Origin of the sequence: Aquabacterium sp. (assembly GCF_044226965.1) — a bacterium.
In the GTDB taxonomy this organism is placed as follows: Bacteria; Pseudomonadota; Gammaproteobacteria; order Burkholderiales; family Burkholderiaceae_C; genus Pseudaquabacterium.
Map to the genome: position 1 here is coordinate 14,190 of NZ_JBGAGA010000066.1, position 20,747 is coordinate 34,936.

The window sequence follows — 20,747 nt, forward strand, 5'->3', positions numbered from 1 at the left end:
CCGCCACCTTCAGCGGGTCGTCCGACACAGAGGAGACAGCCATGACATTCAATCGACGCCAGTTCGTTGGCGCCGCCGGCGCAGCCTTGGCCGCGACCTGGTCGCAGCAGGCGCTGGCGCAGTCGCCCGCTGCGCTGAAGATCTCGCACCAGTTCCCCGGCGGCACGCTGACCGAAGGCGACTTCCGCGACCGGCTGTGCCGCAAGTTCGCCGTCGACATCGACAAGGCCACCAACGGCGCGCTGAAGGCATCGGTCTATCCCGGCGCCTCGCTGATGAAGACCAACGCGCAGTTCTCGGCGCTGCGCAAGGGCGCGCTGGACATGAGCCTGGTGCCGCTGTCCTATGCCGGCGGCGAGGTGTCCGAAACCAACATCGGCCTGATGCCCGCGCTGGTGCCGAGTTATGAGCAGGGGGCGGCCTGGAAGACGGCCGAGGTCGGCAAGCTGCTGAGCAAGGTGCTCGACGACAAGGGCGTGATCATCGTCAGCTGGGTCTGGCAGGCCGGCGGCGTGGCCAGCCGGCCGCGCGCGCTGCTGCAGCCTGAAGATGCCAAGGGCCTGAAGGTGCGCGGCGGCAGCCGCGAGATGGACATGATGCTGAAGCAGGCCGGCGCCTCGGTGATCACGCTGCCGTCCAACGAGATCTACGCGGCAATGCAGACCGGCGCGATGGACGCGGCGATGACTTCGAGCACCAGCTTCATCTCGTTCAAGCTGGAGGAGATCGCCAAGTACCTGACCACCGGCCGCGTGAAGACCTACTGGTTCATGTTCGAGCCGCTGCTGATGTCCAAGGACGTCTTCGCGAAGCTGCCGAAGGCGCAGCAGGACGCGGTGATGGGCATCGGCGCGCAGCTGGAGAAGTTCGCGCTCGACGCCGCCCGCACCGACGACCGCGCCGCGGCCGAGGTCTATGCCAAGGCCGGCGCCAAGGTGGTCGACATGGACGAGCCCACGCTGAAGAAGTGGCAGGCCATCGCCCGCGACACGGCCTGGAAGGACTTCGGCGAGAAGAACGAATCCTGCGCCGCGCTGCTGAAGGCCGCGCAGAAGCTGCTGTGAGCACGGCGCCATGAGCCACGGCATCGTCTCCATGGTCGCGGTCGAGGACATCGACCCGTACACGCCCGCGGTGCTGCAGCCGCTGGCGCACGGGCTGAACCTGGTCAACCGGGCGATGCTGGGCCTGGGCATGGTGGCCCTGCTGGTGGCCTCCGGCGTGCTGACCTACAGCGTGGTCTCGCGCTACTTCCTGAAGGCCTCGACCGACTGGCAGGACGAAGCCGCGGTGTTCTGCCTGGTGGGCGCCACCTTCCTGTGCAGCGCCTTCGTGCAGTCGCTGCGCGGCCATGTCGGCATCGAGGCCCTGGCCACGCTGCTGCCGCCGGCCGTCAACCGCGTGCGCCTGCTGCTGGTCGACCTGATGGCCACGCTGTTCTGCGGCCTGTTCGCCTGGAAATCGTGGACGCTGTTCCACGAAGCCTGGGCCGAAGGCCAGACGACCTCGTCGTCCTGGGCGCCGCCGCTGTGGGTGCCGTATGGCCTGATGGTGGCCGGCATGACGCTGCTGACGCTGCAACTGGCCGTGCAGCTGACGGCGCGCATCAACCTGGTCGCGCAAGGCGGCCGCCCTGCCGGAGGCCGTCGATGAGCATGCTGTCCCTCGGTCTCGCCTTCGGGGCGGTGACCTTGCTGTTCATGTTCTCCGGCGCGCCGATCGCCTTCGCGCTGGGCAGCGTGGCGGTGGTGTTCATGGGCCTGTTCATGCCCGGCTCGGCGCTGGACACGATCACGCAGAACGTCTACGAGGAAATGGCCAGCATCACGCTGCTGTCGATTCCGCTGTTCATCCTGAAGGGCGCGGCCATCGGCAAGTCACGCGCCGGGCAGGACCTGTACGCGGCGATGCATGTGTGGATGGGCCGCATCCCCGGCGGCCTGGGCATTGCCAACGTCTTTGCCTGCGCGCTGTTCGCGGCGATGGCCGGCTCCAGCCCGGCCACCTGCTCGGCCATTGGCAGCGCCGGCATTCCGGAGATGCGCAAGCGCGGCTACTCGCCCGGCTTCGCGGCCGGCATCATCGCCGCCGGCGGCACGCTGGGCATCCTGCTGCCGCCCTCGATCACGATGATCCTGTACGCGGTGGCGGCAGAGCAGTCGCTCGGGCGGCTGTTCCTGGCCGGCATCTTTCCCGGCGTGTTGCTGGTCGCGCTGTTTGCGGGCTATGCGGCCTTCCGCTACCGCAAGGAATACCGCCTGGCCGAGGCCGAGTACCGCCGCAGCGGCACGGCGTCGGCCCTGCTGGCACGCGAGCACTTCACCGCGCGCGAGAAGTTCGAGATGCTGCCGCGCGTGATTCCGTTCGTGCTGCTGCTGATCGGCGTGATGGTGGCGCTGTACGGCGGCTTCGCGACGCCGAGCGAGACCGCCGGCCTGGGCGCGCTGCTGGCGCTGGCGCTGATCGCCGGCATCTACGGCGTCTGGCGCGTCCGGGACGTGAAGCCCATCCTCGCCTCGACGCTGAAGGAGTCGACGATGCTGATGATGATCATCGGCATGTCGCTGCTGTTCTCGTACGTGATGAGCTACCTGCACATCAGCCAGTCGACGGCCGAATGGATCGTCGGGCTGCAGTTGTCGAAGTGGGTGCTGCTGGCGGCGGTGCTGGTGATGGTGATCGTGCTCGGCTTCTTCCTGCCGCCGGTCAGCATCATCCTGATGACCGCGCCGATCATCCTGCCGCCGCTGAAGGCCGCGGGCTTCGACCTGATCTGGTTCGGCGTGCTGATGACCATCGTGATGGAGACCGGCCTGATCCACCCGCCGGTGGGCCTGAACATCTTCGTCATCAAGAACATCGCGCCGGACATTCCGCTGTCCGACATCATCTGGGGCGTGATGCCCTTCGTGGTGCTGATGCTGCTGGCGGTGCTGCTGATCTGCGTCTTCCCCGGCATCGCCACCACGCTGCCGGACATGGTGATGGGCGTGCCCGGAGCCAAGCCGTGAACGCGCCTGCCGAGCCGCGCGCGTGGAACACGCGCGCGCAGCAGCGGGCACGGCGCCTGGCGCGCGTGGCGTCCGCGCTGGGCCCGGCGCCGCGCGGCAAGCAGGTGGCCAACACGCAGGCGGTGGCGCTGCTGAACGCGGCGATCGAGCCCTTCGACCGTGTCTGCCTCGAAGGCAACAACCAGAAGCAGGCCGACTTCCTGGCGCAGGCGCTGGTGCAGGTGGACCCGGCGCGGGTGCACGACCTGCACATGGTGCAGTCGGTGCTGGCGCTGCCGGAGCACCTGGAGGTGTTCGAGCTCGGCATCGCGTCGAAGCTGGACTTCTCGTTCAGCGGCCCGCAGGGCGCGCGGCTGGCCAGGCTGGTGGCCGAAGGGCGGCTGCAGATCGGCGCGATCCACACCTACCTGGAATTGTTCGCGCGCTATTTCGTCGACCTGACGCCGCAGGTCTCGCTGATCGCCGCGCAGGCGGCGGACGCCGACGGCAACCTCTACACCGGTCCGAATACCGAGGACACGCCGGCCATCGTCGAGGCCACCGCGTTCAGCGGCGGCATCGTCATCGCGCAGGTCAACGAGGTGCTGGACCGGCTGCCGCGGGTCGACGTGCCCGGCGGCTGGGTCGACTTCGTGATCCCGGCCCCCACGCCCAACACCATCGAGCCGCTGTTCACGCGCGACCCGGCGCAGATCAGCGAAGTGCAGGTGCTGATGGCGATGATGGCCATCAAGGGCCTGTATGCCGAGTACGGCGTGCAGCGGCTGAACCACGGCATCGGCTTCGACACCGCGGCCATCGAGCTGTTGCTGCCGACCTACGGCGAATCGCTTGGGCTCAAGGGCCGGATCTGCCGCCACTGGGCGCTGAACCCGCACCCGGCGCTGATCCCGGCCATCGAGGCCGGCTGGGTCCAGAGCGTGCACTCGTTCGGCTCCGAGCTCGGCATGGAGGACTATGTCGCCGCGCGCTCGGACATCTTCTTCACCGGACCGGACGGCTCGCTGCGCAGCCACCGCGCGTTCTGCCAGGCCGCCGGTCACTATGCCTGCGACCTGTTCATCGGCTCTACCCTGCAGGTGGACCTGCAGGGCAACAGCTCCACCGCGACGCTGGGCCGCATCGCCGGCTTCGGCGGTGCGCCGAACATGGGTGCCGACGCGCGCGGCCGGCGCCATGCCAGCCCCGCGTGGCTGAAGGCCGGCGCCGAGGCGCGCGCCGGCCGCAGCGGTGCCGCCGGCACGCCGCGCGGCCAGAAGCTGGTGGTGCAGATGGTCGAGACCTTCCGCGAGCACATGCAGCCGGCCTTCGTCGACACGCTCGATGCGTGGACGCTGCAGCAGCAGGCCGGCCTGGCGCTGCCGCCGATCATGGTCTACGGCGAGGACGTGACGCACGTGCTCACCGAGGAAGGCATCGCCAACCTGCTGCTGTGCCGCGGCGATGAAGAGCGCGAGCAGGCCATCCGCGGCGTGGCCGGCTACACGCCGGTGGGGCTGGCGCGCGACCGCCGCATGGTCGAGAACCTGCGCGACCGCGGCGTGATCCGCCGTGCCGAGGACCTGGGCATCGACGCGCGCGATGCCAGCCGCAACCTGCTGGCGGCACGCACCGTGCGCGACCTCGTCCGCGCCTCCGGCGGGCTGTACCGGCCGCCGAAGCGCTTCCGCAACTGGTAGGGCCACACCATGGCAGACATGTCTCCGGGGCTCGAAGCCCTGCAATTCGACTTCGAGGGGCAGCGCCCCGCCGGTGCCTTCAGCCCGGTGCTGGTGGGCGTGGTCGGCTCGGGCAACCTCGAAGTGCTGGTGGAGCCCGAGGCCGGCAGCGGCTGCCGCTTTCGCATCGAGACCTCGGCGCGCGGCTTCGCGCCGATCTGGGAAGCGGTGCTGCGCGACTTCCAGGACCGGCATGCGCTGTCCGGCGTGACCATCTCGATCCACGACATGGGCGCGACGCCCGCCGTCGTCAGCCTGCGGCTGGAACAGGCCGTGCGGGAGCTGCCGCAATGAGCGCCGGGACCTCGTTCTCCGAATGCACGGCACGGCAGCGCCTGGCGCGGCTGCTGGATGAGGGCTCGCTGCGCGAGCTGCTGCCGCCCGCTTCGCGCGTTATCAGCCCGCACCTGGCGGCGCTGGGCCTGCCCTGCGCCTTCGACGACGGCGTGGTCATCGGCCTGGCGCGGCTGGCCGGCCGGCCGGTGGCGGTGGCGGCGCAGGAGGGTGCCTTCATGGGCGGTGGCGTCGGCGAGGTGCATGGCGCCAAGCTGGTGGGCCTGTTCCGGCGCGCGGTGCGCGAGCGGGTCGACGCGGTGCTGCTGCTGGCCGAATCCGGCGGCGTGCGCCTGCACGAGGCGAATGCCGGCCTGATCGCCGTGTCGGAAGTGATGCGGGCGCTGCTGGACACCCGTGCGGCCGGCATCCCGGTCATCGTGCTGATCGGCGGCGCCAACGGCTGCTTCGGCGGCATGGGCCTCGTCGCCCGCTGCGCCGACCGGGTGCTGATGAGCGATGTCGGCCGCCTCGCGATGTCCGGGCCCGAGGTCATCGAGGCCAGCCATGGCGTCGAGGAATACGACGCGCGCGACCGGGCCCTGGTGTGGCGCACCTCCGGCGGCAAGCACCGCTGGCTGACCGGCGATTGCGATGCACTGGTCGAGGACGATGTCGCCGCGTTCCGCGCGGCCGCCATCGCGTCGCTCGACGCGGCCGCGCCGGTCACGCTGGCCAGCCTGCAGGCCGAGCACGCGCTGCTCGCGCAAAGGCTCGCGATGGCGCAGGACCTGCCCATGGGCGACGAGGCGGTCGAGCTGTGGCGGCGGCTGGGCGTGGCCGAGCCCGAACGGGTGGCCGACCGTGAGGTGGCGGCGCTGCGGCGCCCGGCCTCGATCGAAGGAGCGGCGTGATGGCGTGGCAGGCCCTGGTGCAGGCGCTGTTCGGCGCGCAGCATGACATCACCGCTACCGGCGACCTGCTGCACGGCAGCGCCGACCTGGACGGCGAGACCCTCGCCGTCGTCGGCACCACGCACCATGCGCCGGTCGGCTTCGCGCTCGCGCTGGCGCAGGCGCGGCGCGTGCTGGACACGATCGAGCAGCATCCGGGCCGCGCGATCCTGCTGCTGGTCGACACGCAAGGCCAGCAGCTGCGGCGGCGCGACGAGCTGCTGGGCATCAACCGCGCGATGGCGCACCTGGGCCTGTGCATCGACCTGGCGCGGCGCCGTGGCCACCGCGTGCTGGGGCTGGTGTACGACCAGGCGCTGTCCGGCGGCTTCATCACCTCCGGGCTCATCGCCGATGCCTGCGACGCGCTGCCGGGCGCCGAGATCCGCGTGATGCGCATCCCGGCGATGGCGCGCGTGACCAAGTTGCCCGAGGCCTTGCTGACCAGCCTGTCGGCGACGAACCCGGTGTTCGCGCCGGGCGTCGACAACTACGTCGCGATGGGCGGCGTGCGCCGGCTGTGGCAGGGCGACCTGCGCGTGGCCCTGCGCGCCGCCTTCGCGGACCTGCCGGCCACGGACCGTCGGGCGGCCGACGGCCGCGCCCGCGGCGGGCGCTTGCTGGCCGAGCGGGTGGCGCAGCAGGTGCTGGACGCCGAGCCGGTGGCGCCATGACCCCGCTGCATCGGCACCAGCTGGTGCGGCTGCAGGCCAGCGGCTGGCGCGCGCTGCGGGCCCAGGCCGCGCAGACTGCGCTGCAGCCCTGCCTGGCGCTGTGGGAAGCGCGTGGGCTGCCGCTGGTGGTGGGCTGCCAGGGCGCCAGCGCGCAGGCAAGGTCCGGTGGCGAACTGCGGCTCGGGCTGGCCGCACCGATCGCCTGGCAGCGCCAGCGCCTGGCCTTGCGCGTCGACCGCAGCCAGGTCGGCTGGTTCGACGAGTTTCCGCTGGCCGCGCGCATCGAGCCCATGCTGCCGCGTCCCTTGCGCGCCAGCTGGCAGCGGCTGTGCGACCGCCTGCAGTACGAGGGCGCCGTCGCGCGGGTCTACGGCAGCCACGGCTGGCAGGCGCTCACCGGCTTGCCCTACCTGCACCCAGGCTCGGACATCGACCTGTGGATCACGGTGCAGGACGCCGACCATGCCGATGCCATCGCGGCGCTGCTGGAGGCCCAGGCCTACGGGCCGATGCCGCGGCTGGATGGCGAACTGTGCTTTCCCGACGGCTCGGCGGTGGCCTGGCGCGAATGGCGGCCGTGGCGCAGCGGGGCGGTGCGGCAGGTGCTGGTGAAGGACCTGGGCGGGGCCTGGCTGCTCGACGCCGGGCAGGGCGCCGCGCGGCTGGGGCGGCGCGAGCGGGCGGCCGCATGATCGCGCTCGCCTGCACGCCAGCGGCGGCTGACCCGGCGGCGGGCGATGCGCCGTGGGCCCGGGCATTCGGCCGTGCCGCCACGCTGGCGCTGTACGACGAGCTGGCGCTGTCGCCCAAGCCGGGCCTGGTGACGCTGCAGGACAGCGGCAGCCATGCCGACATGGATGCCCAGACTTTCCTGCGCAGTCTGTTCGCGCTGCGCGGCTACTTCGGGCAGATCGCCGGGCTGGGCGCACGGGGCGCCGCGTTCGCCGAGCTGGAACGCTGCGGGCGCCAGGCCGAGCAGCGCATGCTGGCGGCCACCGGCGGCATCAACACGCACCGCGGCGCCATCTTCTCGCTGGGCCTGGTCTGTGCCGCCGCGGCGGCGGCCTGGCGGCCGGACCGGGGCTGCGATGCGGCCGCGGTGCGGGCCCGCCTGCTCTCACACTGGGGCGCCGCGTTGCGGCAACGGGCGCTGCGGCCCTCGCCGCGCCCGGGCGGCCTGGCCGCGGCGCGCCATGGCCTGCGCAGCGCGTCGGCCGAAGCCGCGCTCGGCTTTCCCGCGCTGTTCGACACGGTGCTGCCGGCCTACCAGGCCGAGCTGGGCGCCGGCGCCGCATTGGCCAGCGCGCGGCGGCGCGCCCTGTTCCGCCTGATCCTCGCGCTCGACGATGCCAACCTCGCACACCGCGGCGGACTCGAGGGCCTGCGCTTCGCGCGCGCGGCGGCGGCGGGCTACCTGGCCACGCACGGCGTGCACGACGACGAAGAGCAGCACGCGGCACGCGCCATCGGGCGCGCGTTCGTCGCGCGGCGGCTGTCGCCCGGCGGGGCGGCGGACATGCTGGCCGTGCTGTGCTTCCTGCAGCGCATCGGCGTGGTCCAGGCAGCGGCGTGACGCTGGCGGTGTTGTTCGGTGGCCAGGGCACCCAGCATCCGCTGATGCTGCCCTGGCTCGCGGAGGATGCGCTGGTCGCGCAGACCTGCGAGGCACTCGGCACCCGCGACTGGCGCGCGGCGCTGTCCGACCCGGCTTGGGCGACGACCAATCGGCATGCGCAGGTGCTGCTCACCGGCCTGGGCCTGGCCGCCTGGCGCCAGATCGAGGCCGGGCTGCCGCCGGTCGGCGCGCTGGCTGGCTACAGCGTCGGCGAGCTGGCGGCCTTTGCGGCGGCCGGCGTGTTCAGCGACGCGATGGCACTGCAGCTGGCGCAACAGCGCGTTGCGTGCATGGACCAGGCCCTGGCGCAGGCCGGGGAAGGCGGCGGACTGCTGTCCGTGGCCGGCCCGCGCAGCCGGGTCCTGGACCTGCTGGCGCAGGCGCGCGAGCGCGACCCAGGCCTGGGCCTGGCGATCGATCTGGGCGCGGACGCCGCGATCCTGGGCGGGCCCCAGGCCGCACTGGCCCGTGCGGCGGTCGCGCTGGAGGGGCTGGGCCTGCGCTGCAAGCCGCTGAACGTGGCCATCGCCTCGCATGTGCCGATGCTGACCGAGGCCGCGGCCGGCTTCGCGCGGGCGCTGGACGCGCACGACCTGCGGCCGCCGCGCTGCCCGCTGTTCGCCAACCTCAGCGGCGCCCGCGTGCGCCGGGCCGAGGACGCGCGCCGGGCGCTGGCCGGCCAGATCGCCAGCACCGTGCGCTGGGCCGACTGCCTGGACGCGGTGCACGCCCAGCGCGTGCGCTGCGTGCTGGAGGTCGGGCCGGGCAGCGCGCTGGCGTCGATGTGGCGCCAGCGCTTTCCCGAGGTCCCGGCGCGCTCGGTGGACGAGTTCCGCAGCGCGGCGGCGGTCATCGACTGGGTTCAGCGCCAGCTGCGCTGAGCCCGCCGCCGGCCCGTGCCGGCCGGCCCTTCGACGGCGGGCAAACCCGAGGCGAGCGAGGGCTCACCTTCTCATCTTTCGCTTTCACTCCCCCCGCTAAGTTCTTATTTTTGAAGCATATTTTTCGTTCCGGAACCGCTTGCAGATCGTCCACTAAGTATTTGATTTCATTGATTATTTCTAGCGCGTCGCGTTGACCCACCCCAGCTGATGGGCTAAAGTGTGCCCAAGTGGGCGAAGGTGGGAAAAGGTGTCGGGATTTCCGTTTCAGGGTACGTCAGCGCTGACGCTGGATGCAAAGGGGCGCGTCAGCGTCCCGACGCGCCATCGCGAGCTGCTGATGGCTGCCACGAACGGCCAGCTCACGCTCACCAAGCACCCGGTCGGCTGCCTGATGGTGTTCCCGCGCCCGGCCTGGGAGCAGTTCCGCGACAAGCTGATGGCGCTGCCGATGGCGGCTGACGGCTGGCGGCGCATCTTCATCGGCAGCGCGGTGGATGTGGAGATCGACGGCGCCGGGCGCCTGAGCATCTCGCCCGAGCTGCGCAAGGCCGCCGGGCTGGAAAAGGACGTGCTGCTGCTGGGCATGGGTCAGCGGCTCGAGTTATGGGACGTGGCGCGGCATGCCGCCCACGAGGCGGAAACGATGGCCGGCGGGATGCCCGACGCCATCAAGGACTTCGTCATCTGATGTCCACGCCCCAGACATGGCAGCACACCACCGTACTCCTGGCCGAAGCGATCGAAGCGATCGTCACCCGCCAGGACGGCGTGTATGTCGATGGCACCTTCGGCCGCGGTGGCCATTCTCGCGCGCTGCTGGCACGGCTGGCGCCCTCGGCCACGCTGGTGGTGTTCGACAAGGACCCCGAGGCGATCGCCGTGGCCCAGGCGCTGGCGCAGGCCGATGCGCGGGTGCGCGTGGTGCATGCCGGCTTCGCGACGCTGCAGGAATCCCTGGCGGCGCTGGGCCTGGTGCAGGTGCAGGGCCTGCTGCTCGACCTGGGCATCAGCTCGCCGCAGATCGACAACCCGGCGCGCGGCTTCAGCTTCCGATTCGATGCGCCGCTGGACATGCGCATGGACACGACCCGCGGCGAGACCGCTGCGGATTTCCTGGCCCGCGCCGATGAGCGCCAGATTGCAGAGGTGATCCGTGACTACGGCGAAGAACGGTTTGCTGTACCGATTGCAAAGGCGCTTGTTGCTCGCCGGGCGGGCGGGGGTGCTGTTCGAAGCACCGGCGAGCTTGCCGAAATCGTGGCTCGTGCGGTCAAGACCCGCGAACCGGGCCAGGACCCTGCAACGCGCACATTTCAAGCTCTTCGGATTTTCGTCAACGCTGAGCTCGAGGAGCTCGAGCAGGCCCTAGCCGCGTCGCTGCCGCTGCTGTCGCCGGGAGGCCGCCTCGCCGTGATCAGCTTCCACTCGCTCGAGGACCGCATCGTGAAGACCTTCATCGCGCGCGAAAGCCGCGAGGTGGTCGACCGCCGCGCGCCTTTCGCGCCGCCGAAGCCGATGCGACTGAAGGCGCTGGCGCGCATCAAGCCTTCCGAGGCCGAGGTGCGCGCCAACCCGCGCGCCCGCTCGGCGATCCTGCGCGTGGCCGAGCGCACCGAGGTGGCGGCATGACCCGCCTCAACCTGCTGCTGTTGTTGGCTGTTATCGCCAGCAGCCTGGTGCTGATCCGAAGCGCCTACGACAGCCGCCGCCTGTTCGCCGAGATCCACAAGGCCGAGTCCGAGGCCGCGCGGCTGGAAGGCGAGTTCAAGCGCCTGGAGGCCGAGCGCCAGGCCCAGGCCACCAGCCTGCGCGTCGAGCGCACCGCGCGCGAGAAGCTGGCGATGCGCACCGTGACGCCGGCGGTGACGATGTACGTGATCGACCCGGCCGCCTCGGGAGTGGCACGATGAGCTCGAAAAAGAATCTTCAGCGCAGCAGCACCCGCGCGGTGAACTACGCCACCAGCCCGCTGCTGGCCTCGAAGACGCCGAACTGGCGCAGCCGCTTCGTCGTCGCGCTGGTCGGGCTGGGCTTCGCCGGGCTGCTGGGCCGGGCCGCCTATGTGCAGATCATCGGCGCCAGCTTCTTCCAGATGCAGGGCGAGAAGCGCTACGCCCACACGCTGGACGTGCCGGCCAGCCGCGGCCGCATCCTCGACCGCAACGGCCTGCTGCTGGCCACCAGCGTGCCCGCGCCCAGCGTCTGGGCGATCCCGAAGGACTTCGAGGCCACCGCCGAGCAGAAGCGCCAGATGCTCCGGCTGATCGGCATGGACGCGAAGGAGTTCGACGCGCGCATGGCCAGTGGCAGCAGCAACTTCGCCTGGATCAAGCGCCAGGTCGATGCCGATGCCTGGGCGCAGATCAAGGCGCTGGGCATCAAGGGCCTGTACGAGACACGCGAGTACAAACGCCGTTATCCCGAAGGTGAATCCGCCGCGCACGTGGTCGGCTTCACCAACATCGAGGACAAGGGCCAGGAGGGCATCGAACTCGGCTTCCAGAAGGAACTGCAGGGCAAGGACGGTTCGCGCGGCGTGGTGAAGGACCGGCTCGGCCGCGTCGTCGAGGACCTCGGCGCCAGCGTCGATCCCGCCAACGGCCGCGACATCCAGCTGGCCATCGATTCCAAGGTGCAGTTCTTCGCCTACCAGCGCGTGCGTGACGCGGTGGCCGAGCACCGTGCCAAGGCGGGCAGCGTGGTGGTGCTGGACGTGCAGACCGGCGAGATCCTCGCACTGGCCAACTACCCGAGCTACGACCCCGCCGAGCGCAGCCACCTCTCCGGCGCGCAGGTGCGCAACCGCGCGCTGACCGACGTGTTCGAGCCCGGCTCGACGATGAAGCCGCTGGTGATCGGCTGGGCACTGGAGACCGGCCGCGTGAAGATCGACACGCCCATCGTCACCGCCCCCGGCAGCCTGGTGGTGGGCGGCGTCGCGATCAAGGATGCCCACACGCACCCGCTGCTCACCGTGCAGGAGGTGATCCAGAAGTCCAGCAACATCGGCGCCGCGCGCATCGCGCTGCAGATGCAGCCGCGCGAGCTGTGGGAGCTGTTCAGCAACGTCGGCTACGGCCAGAAGCCGCAGATCAACTTCCCCGGCGCGGTGACCGGCCGGCTGCGCCCGTACAAGAGCTGGCGCCCGATCGAGCAGGCGACGATGGCCTATGGCTACGGCCTGTCGGCCTCGCTGCTGCAGATGGCCCATGCCTACACCGCCTTCGCGAATGACGGCGAGGTGATCCCGATCAGCATCATGCGGCAGGACCAGCATGGCCCGGGCCTGCGCGTGTTCTCGGTCAACACCGCGCGCGAGGTGCGCAAGATGCTGCAGATGGCCGCCGGCCCAGGCGGCACCGGCCCGAAGGCGCAGACCATCGGCTACTCGGTCGGCGGCAAGAGCGGCACCGCGCACAAGCAGGAAGGCAAGGGCTACGCGAGCAACAAGTACCGCTCGTGGTTCGTCGGCCTGGCGCCGATCGACAAGCCGCGCATCATCGTCGCGGTGATGGTCGACGAGCCGACCAACGGCGGCTACTACGGCGGCGACGTGGCCGCGCCGGTGTTCAGCCAGGTGGTGCAGCAGACCCTGCGCATGCTGGGCGTGCCGCCGGACCTGGATGTCAAGCCGCAGGTCGTGGCCAAGGCCCTGCCCCCGGTGCACGAGAGTTTCTGATCGCCATGCTCACGCACCTGTCCTCCCCCGACGCCGCGGCCCGCTGGCTCGGCGAATGGGTCACCGGCACGCTGCGCGGCGACAGCCGCCTGGTGCGGCGCGGCGACGCCTTCATCGCCTGGCCCGGCCATGCCACCGATGGCCGGCGCTACGTGCGCGCGGCGCTCGACGCGGGCGCCACCACCTGCCTGGTCGAGCGCGAGGGCATCGAGGCCTTCGGCTTCGACGAGGACGGCCACACCGGCTTCATCCACGGCAACGCACGCATCGGCACGCTGCCGAACCTGAAGGCGCACACCGGCGAGATCGCCGCCGCGTTCTTCGGCCAGCCGACGCAGCGCATGCCGGTGATCGCCGTCACCGGCACCAACGGCAAGAGCTCCACCGCCTGGTGGACCGCGCAGGCCCTGACGCTGCTGGGCCGCCGCTGCGGTGTGGTCGGTACCCTGGGAGTCGGGGAACCGCCGCTGGCGGGCAGCGCCGGCACCATTGAATTCACCGGCCTGACCACGCCCGATCCGGTGACCCTGCAGGCCGCGTTCCGCCGCATGGCCGATGCCGGCTTCGCGCACTGCGCGATCGAGGCCTCGTCGATCGGCATTGCCGAGCACCGGCTGGCCGGCACGCCGATCACGGTGGCGCAGTTCACCAACTTCACCCGCGACCACCTCGACTACCACGGCAGCATGGCAGCCTACTGGGCCGAGAAGCGCCGCCTGTTCAGCTGGCCGGGCCTGCGCGCCGCGGTGGTCAACGTCGACGACGAGCAGGGCGCCGCACTGGCCGCCGAGCTGGCCGCAGGCTCGTTGGACCTCTGGACCTGCACGGTCAAGCCGCATGGCGCGCCGGCGCGCCTGGTCGCACATGATCTGCGTTATGTCGACGGCGGCCTGGCCTTCGAGCTGCATGAAGGGGGCGAGGTCCAGCCGGTGCGCAGCACCTTGATCGGCGACTACAACGCCAGCAACCTGCTGGGTGTGATCGGCGCGCTGAGGGCGCTGGGTGTTCCGCTGGCCGATGCGGTGCGCGTGGTGCCGGGCCTGACCCCGGTGCCCGGCCGCATGCAGCGCGTGGCGGCCGATGCAGCGGGCCAGCCCGAGGTGGTGGTCGACTACGCCCACACGCCCGATGCGCTGGACAAGGCGCTGCAGGCCTTGCGCGCGCTGGCCAGCGCGCGCGGCGGCCAGCTGTGGGCGGTGTTCGGCTGCGGCGGCAACCGCGACGCGACCAAGCGCCCGCTGATGGGCGCGCTGGCGCACCGGCTGGCCGACCGCGTGGTCATCACCAGCGACAACCCGCGCGACGAGGCGCCCGCGCTGATCCTGTCGCAGATCCTCGCCGGCATCTGCGACAGCAGCGGTGTCGCGGTGATCGAGGACCGTCGCGCGGCCATCGCCCATGCGGTGGGCTCCGCCGATGCACGCGACGTGGTGCTGGTCGCCGGCAAGGGCCACGAGGACTACCAGGAAGTGGCCGGCATCAAGCATGCATTCGACGACCGCGTCGAGGCGGCGGCCGCGCTGGCCGCGCGCGCCGGCGCCGGGGGTGGCGCGTGAGCGACCTGATGATGACGCTTGCCGAGGCCCAGGCGCTGCTGCCGGGCGCGCAGCTCGTCGGCGACGGCGCGACGCCGATCGCGCGCGTGCACACCGACACGCGGTCCTTGCGTGCTGGCGACCTGTTCGTAGCGCTGCGCGGCGAGCGCTTCGACGCGCATGACTTCCTGGCGCAGGCGCGTGCCGCCGGCGCGGTTGCGGCCATCGCCGAGCACGGGCTGGAAGCGGCCGGACTGCCTGGCCTCGTCGTGCCCGACACGCTGGCCGCGCTGCAGCAGCTGGCGCAGGGCTGGCGCGCGCGCCATGCGCTGCCGCTGATCGCGGTGGCCGGCAGCAATGGCAAGACCACCGTGACGCAGATGCTTGCCAGCATCCTGCGCGCCTGGCAGGGCGATGCGGCGCTGGCCACGCAGGGCAACCTCAACAACCACATCGGCGTGCCGCTCACCGTGCTACGCCTGCGGCCCGCGCACCGCGCCGCCGTCGTCGAACTGGGCATGAACCATCCGGGCGAGATCGCGCTGCTGGCGCGCATCGCGCAGCCCACGGTGGCCATCGTCAACAACGCACAGCGCGAGCACCAGGAATTCATGGCCAGCGTGGCCGCGGTGGCGCTGGAGAACGGCGCGGCGATCGAGGCCTTGCCTGCCAACGGCGTGGCGGTGTACCCGGCCGACGACCTGCAGGCGCCGGTGTGGCACACGCAGGCCGGTGCGCGGCCGCAGCTGACCTTCGCGCTGCACGGCCAGGCCGATGTCGTCGACGAGGCGGTATGGGTCGAGGACCACTGGGTGTTGCGCGTGCGCACGCCGGCGGGCCAGGCCGAGTTCATGCTTTACGCCGCCGGCCAGCACAACGTGCGCAATGCGCTGGCGGCTACCGCGGCGGCGCTGGCGGCAGGGGCGCCCCTAACGGCCATCCTGCGCGGCCTGGAAGCCTTCCGGCCGGTCAACGGCCGCTCGCAGGCGCTGCGCATCGCGCTGGCCGGCCGCGTCGTCACGCTGGTCAACGACAGCTACAACGCCAACCCGGATTCGGTGCGCGCCGCGATCGAGCTGCTGGCCGGGCTGCCGGGTCCGCACTGGCTGCTGCTGGGCGACATGGGCGAAGTCGGCGACCAGGGGCCGGCCTTCCATGCCGAGGTCGGTGCCTTCGCGCGCGAGCGCGGCATCGAAGCCTTCTGGTGCGCCGGCGCGCAGATGGCCCATGCCGCCGCGGCCTATGGCGCGGGCGCACGCCATTTCGAGCGGGTGGAGCCCTTGCTCGCAGTCTTGAACCAGGAAGCACCGGCCTGTGGCGCGGTGCTGGTGAAGGGATCTCGCTTCATGGCGATGGAACGGGTGGTGCAGGCGCTGCAATCGGCGGCGGCGCCGAACGAAGGGCACCACCATGCTGCTTAGCCTGTCGCAGTGGCTGCTGGCCCTGAACCCCGAGTGGGGCTTTCTGCGGGTGTTCCAGTACCTGACGTTCCGCGCGGTGATGTCGGCGCTGACCGCGCTGCTGATCGGACTGGGTTTCGGCCCGCTGGTGATCCGCAAGCTCACCGAGATGAAGATCGGCCAGCCGATCCGCGAGTACGGCGTGCAGGCGCACCTGAAGAAGCACGGCACGCCGACGATGGGTGGCGTGCTGATCCTCATCGGCATCGGCACCGCCACCTTGCTGTGGTTCGACTGGAGCAACCGCTTCGTCTGGGTGGTGATGCTGGTCACCTTCGGCTTCGGCGCGGTGGGCTGGGTCGACGACTGGCGCAAGGTCGTGCACAAGAACCCCGAGGGCATGAGCTCGAAGGAGAAGTTCTTCTGGCAATCGCTGATCGGCCTGGTGGCCGCGCTGTACCTCGCGTTCAGCGTGTCCGAGACCACCAACCTGCGCGTGCTGGAACTGTTCATCCGCTGGGTGCAGAGCGGCTTCTCGAACGACCTGCCGCCCAAGGCCGACCTGATGCTGCCGTTCTTCAAGACGGTGAGCTACCCGCTGGGCGTTTTCGGTTTCATCGCGCTGACCTATTTCGTCATCGTCGGCGCCAGCAATGCGGTGAACTTCACCGACGGGCTCGACGGCCTGGCCATCATGCCGGTGGTGCTGGTGGGCTCGGCGCTCGGCATCTTCGCGTACATCGTCGGCAATGCGGTGTACTCGAAGTACCTGCTGTTCCCGTACATCCCGGGCGCCGGCGAACTGCTGATCTTCTGCGGCGCGCTGGCCGGCGCGGGCCTGGCCTTCCTGTGGTTCAACGCCCATCCGGCGCAGGTGTTCATGGGCGATGTCGGCGCGCTGTCGCTGGGCGGCGCCTTGGGCACCATCGCCGTCATCACGCGGCAGGAAATCGTGCTGGGCATCATGGGCGCGGTGTTCGTCGCCGAGGTGCTCTCGGTGATGCTGCAGGTCAGCTGGTTCAAGTACACCAAGAAGAAGTTCGGCGAGGGCCGGCGCATCTTCAAGATGGCGCCGCTGCACCACCACTTCGAGAAGTCCGGCTGGACCGAAACGCAGGTGGTGATCCGCTTCTGGATCATCACGATGCTGCTGTGCCTGGTCGGCCTGGCCAGCCTGAAGCTGCGGTGACGCGATGAAGCACCTCGCCGGTCTTTCCGTCCTCGTGCTGGGCCTCGGTGAATCCGGGCTGGCGATGGCGCGCTGGTGCGCGCGCCATGGCGCCGCGGTTCAGGTGTGGGATTCGCGCGAGGCGCCGCCGCAGGCCGCCACGCTGGCCGCCGAGCTGCCGCAAGTGCAGTTGCTGAGCGGCGCGCTGGGTGCCGAGCGGCTCAACGGCGTGCAGCTGGTGCTGAAGAGCCCGGGACTGGCGCCGCATGACGCGCGCGTGGCGCCGCTGCTGCAGGCTGCGCGAGGCATCGGCCTGGCGATCGGCAACGAGCTGGACCTGTTCGCCCGCGCGCTGGTCGACCTGAAGGCCGAGCGCGGCTATGCGCCGCGCGTGCTGGCCATCACCGGCACCAACGGCAAGACCACCACCACCGCGATGACCGCGCTGCTGGTCGAGCGCGCCGGCAAGCGGGTGGCGATGGCCGGCAACATCGGGCCGACGATGCTGGACACGCTGGCCGAGGCGCTGGACCGGGAGCCGGCACCGGCCGAAGCGGTGGCCGAGGTGGAAGTGGAAGGGATTGACGATAGCGCCGATCCTGAGCGTCCAAGCGACGAGCCGGCGGCCGAACGGGTCGACGAGACCCCGGCCGAGCCCGCGGACGAGGCCCAGCCACCGGCCGACGAAGAGGCCCCGCTGCAGCTGGCCCCGCCGCCGCCGGCCGCGCCGGTGTTCGAGCATCTGCCCGATGTCTGGGTGCTGGAGCTCTCCAGCTTCCAGCTCGATGGCGTGAAGGGCTTCGAGCCCAGCGCTGCCACGGTGCTGAACATCACGCAGGACCACCTGGACTGGCATGGCTCGATGGAGGCCTATGCCGCCGCCAAGGCGCGCATCTTCGGCGAGCAGGCGGTGATGGTGATCAACCGCGACGATGTGCGGGTCGAGGCGATGATCCCGCCGCCGGTGATGGTGAAGGGTGCGCGCGGCCGGCCCGCGAAGGCGGTCCAGCGCAAGGTGCTGCGCTTCGGCCTCGACGCGCCGCAACGCCCGGGCGACTTCGGCCTGATCGTCGAGAACGGCATGGCCTGGCTGGTGCGCGCGATGGAGTCCGACGAGACCCTGAAGCTGCGCAAGGGCGAAGAGGAAGAGATCCACCTGCAGCGCCTGATGCCGGCCGATGCGCTGCGCGTGCGCGGCCGCCACAACGCCGCCAACGCGCTGGCCGCGCTGGCACTGGCCACCGCCATCGGCTGCCCGCTGGCGCCGATGCTGCACGGCCTGCGCGAGTACGGCGGCGAACCGCACCGCGTGGAATTCATCGCCAGCGTCGGCGGGGTCGAGGCCTTCGACGACAGCAAGGGCACCAACGTCGGTGCCACCGTGGCGGCGCTGGAAGGCCTGGGCGCCGACAAGGCGCCGGCGAAGCTGGTGCTGATCCTCGGCGGCGACGGCAAGGGCCAGGACTTCACGCCGCTGGCCGCGCCGATCGAACGTCATGCCCGCGCGGTGGCACTGATCGGCCGCGATGCCGAGGCCATCGAGGCGGTGCTGGCCGAAAGCCGGCTGCCGCGCCAGCGCCACGAGACACTGCCGGCCGCAGTGGCCTGGTGCTTCGCGCAGGCGCAGCCCGGAGACGCCGTGCTGCTGAGCCCGGCCTGTGCCAGCCTGGACATGTTCCGCAACTACGCGCACCGGGCCGAGGTCTTCGTGCAGGCGGTGCGGCAGCGGGCGCTGGACCGCGGGGAGATGCTGGAATGAGCGGCAGCCTCTTCGCCCGCCTGGGACTCGGCGCGCTGCGCCAGCGCTGGCAGTCCACCCGCAGCGAGCGCGAGAACGACGTGCCGATCCGCGACTGGACCGGCTCGCGCAGCGGCCAGCCCACGCGCATCGCCGGCTTCGACCAGACCCTGGTGTGGCTGGTGATCGGCCTGCTCGCGCTGGGGCTGGTGATGGTGTATTCGGCCAGCGTCGCGCTGCCCGACAGCCCGAAGTTCGCGCGCTACTCGACCACCTATTTCCTCAACCGGCACGCGTTCTCGCTGGCCATCGGCTTCATCGCCGCGCTGGTGGTGGTGCAGATCCCGATCAACGTCTGGGAGAAGTGCGCGCCCTGGCTCTTCGTGGCCGCGCTGCTGCTGCTGGCGGTGGTGCTGATCCCGCATGTGGGCAAGGGTGTCAACGGCGCCAAGCGCTGGCTGCCGCTGGGCATCATGAACTTCCAGCCGAGCGAGCTGGCCAAGCTGGCGATGGCGATGTACGCCGCCAGCTACATGGTGCGCAAGATGGACGTGAAGGAGCGCTTCTTCCAGGCCGTGTGGCCGATGGCGGTGGCGCTGGCGGTGATCGGCCTGCTGCTGCTGGCCGAGCCGGACATGGGCGCGTTCATCGTCATCGCGGTCATCGCGCTGGGCATCCTGTTCCTCGGCGGCGTCAACGGGCGCATGTTCTTCCTCAGCTTCGCGGTGCTGATCGGCGCCTTCGCGCTGATGATCGCGTCCAGCCCCTGGCGGCGCGAGCGCATCCTGGCCTTCCTGAACCCCTGGGACCCGGTGTACTCGCAAGGCAAGGGCTACCAGCTCACGCATTCGCTGATCGCCTTCGGCCGCGGCGAGATCACCGGCCAGGGGCTCGGGGCCAGCGTCGAGAAGCTGCACTACCTGCCCGAGGCGCACACCGATTTCCTGATGGCGGTGATCGGCGAGGAGCTCGGCTTCATCGGCGTGTCCATCGTCATCGTCGCGTTCTTCTGGCTGACCCGTCGCATCTTCGTCATCGGCCGCCAGGCGGTGGCACTGGATCGGGTGTTTGCCGGATTGATGGTGCAGGGCATCGGTGTCTGGATGGGTGGCCAGACGCTGATCAACCTGGGCGTGAGCCTGGGCGCGCTCCCGACCAAGGGCCTCACGCTGCCGCTGCTGAGCTACGGCGGCTCGGCGATCCTGATGAACCTGATCGCGCTGGCGATCGTGGTGCGCGTCGATGTCGAGAACCGGCAGATGATGCGGGGAGGGCGCGCGTGAGCCGGCGCCGGGCCGCCCCAAGCCGGCTCACCCCCTCGGGGGGCGGGCGCGCAGCGCCCTGGGGGCTGATGTGATGCCGCACCTGGTCATCATGGCTGCGGGCTCCGGCGGCCACGTCATCCCCGGCCTCGCGGTGGCGCGCGAGCTGCAGCAGCGCGGCTGGACCATCAGCTGGCTGGGCACGCGCACCGGCATCGAGAACAAGCTGGTGCCGCCGACGCACATTCCGCTGGACACCATCGCCTTCAACGGCCTGCGCGGCAAGAGCTTCGTGCAGACGCTGACCGGCGGGGCGCGGCTGCTGAAGGCCTTCTGGGAAGCGTTCCGCATCCTGCGCCGCCGCGGTGCCGATGCGGTGCTGGGCATGGGCGGCTACGTGTGCTTTCCCGGCGGGCTGATGGCCTCGCTGCTGGGCAAGCCGCTGATGCTGGTGAATGCCGATGCCGGCCTGCTGCTGTCGAACAAGGCGCTGCTGCCGGTGGCCGACCGCGTGGCCTTCGGCTTCGAGGGCGCGGCGGTGCAGGGCGTCAAGCGCGGGCTGGTCACCGGCAACCCGGTGCGCACCGAGATCGAGACCATGGACGCACCGGATCAGCGTTATGCCGGTCGCAGCGGCCCGCTGCGCCTGCTGGTGGTGGGCGGCAGCCTGGGCGCACAGGCCTTGAACACCGCCCTGCCGGCGGCCATCGCCCGCCTGCCCGCCGGCGCGCGGCCGATCGTCACCCACCAGACCGGCGCCACGCAGGCCGATGCCGTGCGCGCAGCCTATGCCGCGGCCGGCCTCGAAGCCGAGGTGCTGCCCTTCATCGACAACAT

Annotated in this window: 20 protein-coding genes; all 20 read left to right on the top strand. The window is 70.9% G+C overall.

Features of this window, described 5'->3' with window-relative positions; translation table 11 throughout:
* Window positions 1-41 precede the first annotated feature (41 nt).
* Window positions 42-1,064 (top strand): TRAP transporter substrate-binding protein DctP, encoded by a 1,023-nt coding sequence (gene dctP, locus ACILR4_RS22765; RefSeq protein ID WP_395703174.1) that lies wholly within the window; start codon window positions 42-44, stop codon window positions 1,062-1,064.
* Between the two features lie 10 nt (window positions 1,065-1,074).
* Window positions 1,075-1,653, top strand: coding sequence for a TRAP transporter small permease (locus ACILR4_RS22770; protein ID WP_395703175.1), 579 nt, complete (start codon window positions 1,075-1,077; stop codon window positions 1,651-1,653).
* Window positions 1,650-3,011: a TRAP transporter large permease gene (locus ACILR4_RS22775; protein WP_395703176.1), complete on the top strand. Its 1,362-nt coding sequence runs from the start codon at window positions 1,650-1,652 to the stop codon at window positions 3,009-3,011. Before ACILR4_RS22770 ends, ACILR4_RS22775 begins: the two co-directional genes overlap by 4 nt.
* Window positions 3,008-4,690: a malonate decarboxylase subunit alpha gene (mdcA, locus tag ACILR4_RS22780; protein WP_395703177.1), complete on the top strand. Its 1,683-nt coding sequence runs from the start codon at window positions 3,008-3,010 to the stop codon at window positions 4,688-4,690. The genes ACILR4_RS22775 and mdcA overlap by 4 nt, the downstream gene beginning before the upstream one ends.
* Before the next feature lie 9 nt (window positions 4,691-4,699).
* Complete coding sequence (mdcC, locus tag ACILR4_RS22785) at window positions 4,700-5,023, top strand: malonate decarboxylase acyl carrier protein (RefSeq protein WP_395703178.1); 324 nt, start codon at window positions 4,700-4,702, stop codon at window positions 5,021-5,023.
* Complete coding sequence (locus ACILR4_RS22790; protein ID WP_395703179.1) at window positions 5,020-5,916, top strand: biotin-independent malonate decarboxylase subunit beta; 897 nt, start codon at window positions 5,020-5,022, stop codon at window positions 5,914-5,916. The genes mdcC and ACILR4_RS22790 overlap by 4 nt, the downstream gene beginning before the upstream one ends.
* A complete protein-coding gene (locus tag ACILR4_RS22795) occupies window positions 5,916-6,629 on the top strand; it encodes a biotin-independent malonate decarboxylase subunit gamma (protein WP_395703180.1) in 714 nt (237 codons plus the stop codon). The genes ACILR4_RS22790 and ACILR4_RS22795 overlap by 1 nt, the downstream gene beginning before the upstream one ends.
* Window positions 6,626-7,321 carry a malonate decarboxylase holo-[acyl-carrier-protein] synthase gene (mdcG, locus tag ACILR4_RS22800; protein WP_395703181.1) on the top strand — a complete coding sequence of 232 codons (696 nt, stop codon included), beginning with the start codon at window positions 6,626-6,628 and terminating at the stop codon, window positions 7,319-7,321. Before ACILR4_RS22795 ends, mdcG begins: the two co-directional genes overlap by 4 nt.
* Window positions 7,318-8,202 (top strand): triphosphoribosyl-dephospho-CoA synthase, encoded by an 885-nt coding sequence (locus ACILR4_RS22805; protein ID WP_395703182.1) that lies wholly within the window; start codon window positions 7,318-7,320, stop codon window positions 8,200-8,202. The genes mdcG and ACILR4_RS22805 overlap by 4 nt, the downstream gene beginning before the upstream one ends.
* The gene (locus tag ACILR4_RS22810; RefSeq protein ID WP_395703183.1) at window positions 8,199-9,125 is read left to right on the top strand and encodes an ACP S-malonyltransferase; all 927 of its coding nucleotides are present in this window, start codon (window positions 8,199-8,201) and stop codon (window positions 9,123-9,125) included. The genes ACILR4_RS22805 and ACILR4_RS22810 overlap by 4 nt, the downstream gene beginning before the upstream one ends.
* Window positions 9,126-9,375: 250 nt before the next feature.
* Window positions 9,376-9,816 (top strand): division/cell wall cluster transcriptional repressor MraZ, encoded by a 441-nt coding sequence (gene mraZ / locus ACILR4_RS22815; protein WP_395703184.1) that lies wholly within the window; start codon window positions 9,376-9,378, stop codon window positions 9,814-9,816.
* Window positions 9,816-10,757 carry a 16S rRNA (cytosine(1402)-N(4))-methyltransferase RsmH gene (rsmH, locus tag ACILR4_RS22820; protein ID WP_395703193.1) on the top strand — a complete coding sequence of 314 codons (942 nt, stop codon included), beginning with the start codon at window positions 9,816-9,818 and terminating at the stop codon, window positions 10,755-10,757. The genes mraZ and rsmH overlap by 1 nt, the downstream gene beginning before the upstream one ends.
* Entirely contained in the window at window positions 10,754-11,038 is a 285-nt protein-coding gene (ftsL, locus tag ACILR4_RS22825; RefSeq protein ID WP_395703185.1) for a cell division protein FtsL, read from the top strand. Before rsmH ends, ftsL begins: the two co-directional genes overlap by 4 nt.
* Window positions 11,035-12,807: a peptidoglycan D,D-transpeptidase FtsI family protein gene (locus tag ACILR4_RS22830; RefSeq protein WP_395703186.1), complete on the top strand. Its 1,773-nt coding sequence runs from the start codon at window positions 11,035-11,037 to the stop codon at window positions 12,805-12,807. The genes ftsL and ACILR4_RS22830 overlap by 4 nt, the downstream gene beginning before the upstream one ends.
* A gap of 5 nt (window positions 12,808-12,812) precedes the next feature.
* Window positions 12,813-14,363: a UDP-N-acetylmuramoyl-L-alanyl-D-glutamate--2,6-diaminopimelate ligase gene (locus ACILR4_RS22835; protein WP_395703187.1), complete on the top strand. Its 1,551-nt coding sequence runs from the start codon at window positions 12,813-12,815 to the stop codon at window positions 14,361-14,363.
* 8 nt (window positions 14,364-14,371) lie between these two features.
* On the top strand, window positions 14,372-15,763 hold the full coding sequence (murF, locus tag ACILR4_RS22840) for a UDP-N-acetylmuramoyl-tripeptide--D-alanyl-D-alanine ligase (protein WP_395703188.1): 1,392 nt from the start codon (window positions 14,372-14,374) through the stop codon (window positions 15,761-15,763).
* Entirely contained in the window at window positions 15,753-16,931 is a 1,179-nt protein-coding gene (mraY, locus tag ACILR4_RS22845; RefSeq protein WP_395703189.1) for a phospho-N-acetylmuramoyl-pentapeptide-transferase, read from the top strand. Before murF ends, mraY begins: the two co-directional genes overlap by 11 nt.
* Window positions 16,932-16,935: 4 nt before the next feature.
* Entirely contained in the window at window positions 16,936-18,669 is a 1,734-nt protein-coding gene (gene murD / locus ACILR4_RS22850) for a UDP-N-acetylmuramoyl-L-alanine--D-glutamate ligase (protein WP_395703190.1), read from the top strand.
* Window positions 18,666-19,931 carry a putative lipid II flippase FtsW gene (ftsW, locus tag ACILR4_RS22855; protein ID WP_395703191.1) on the top strand — a complete coding sequence of 422 codons (1,266 nt, stop codon included), beginning with the start codon at window positions 18,666-18,668 and terminating at the stop codon, window positions 19,929-19,931. The genes murD and ftsW overlap by 4 nt, the downstream gene beginning before the upstream one ends.
* 73 nt (window positions 19,932-20,004) lie before the next feature.
* A partial coding sequence (locus ACILR4_RS22860) for a UDP-N-acetylglucosamine--N-acetylmuramyl-(pentapeptide) pyrophosphoryl-undecaprenol N-acetylglucosamine transferase (protein ID WP_395703192.1) occupies window positions 20,005-20,747 on the top strand: 743 nt, incomplete at its 3' end.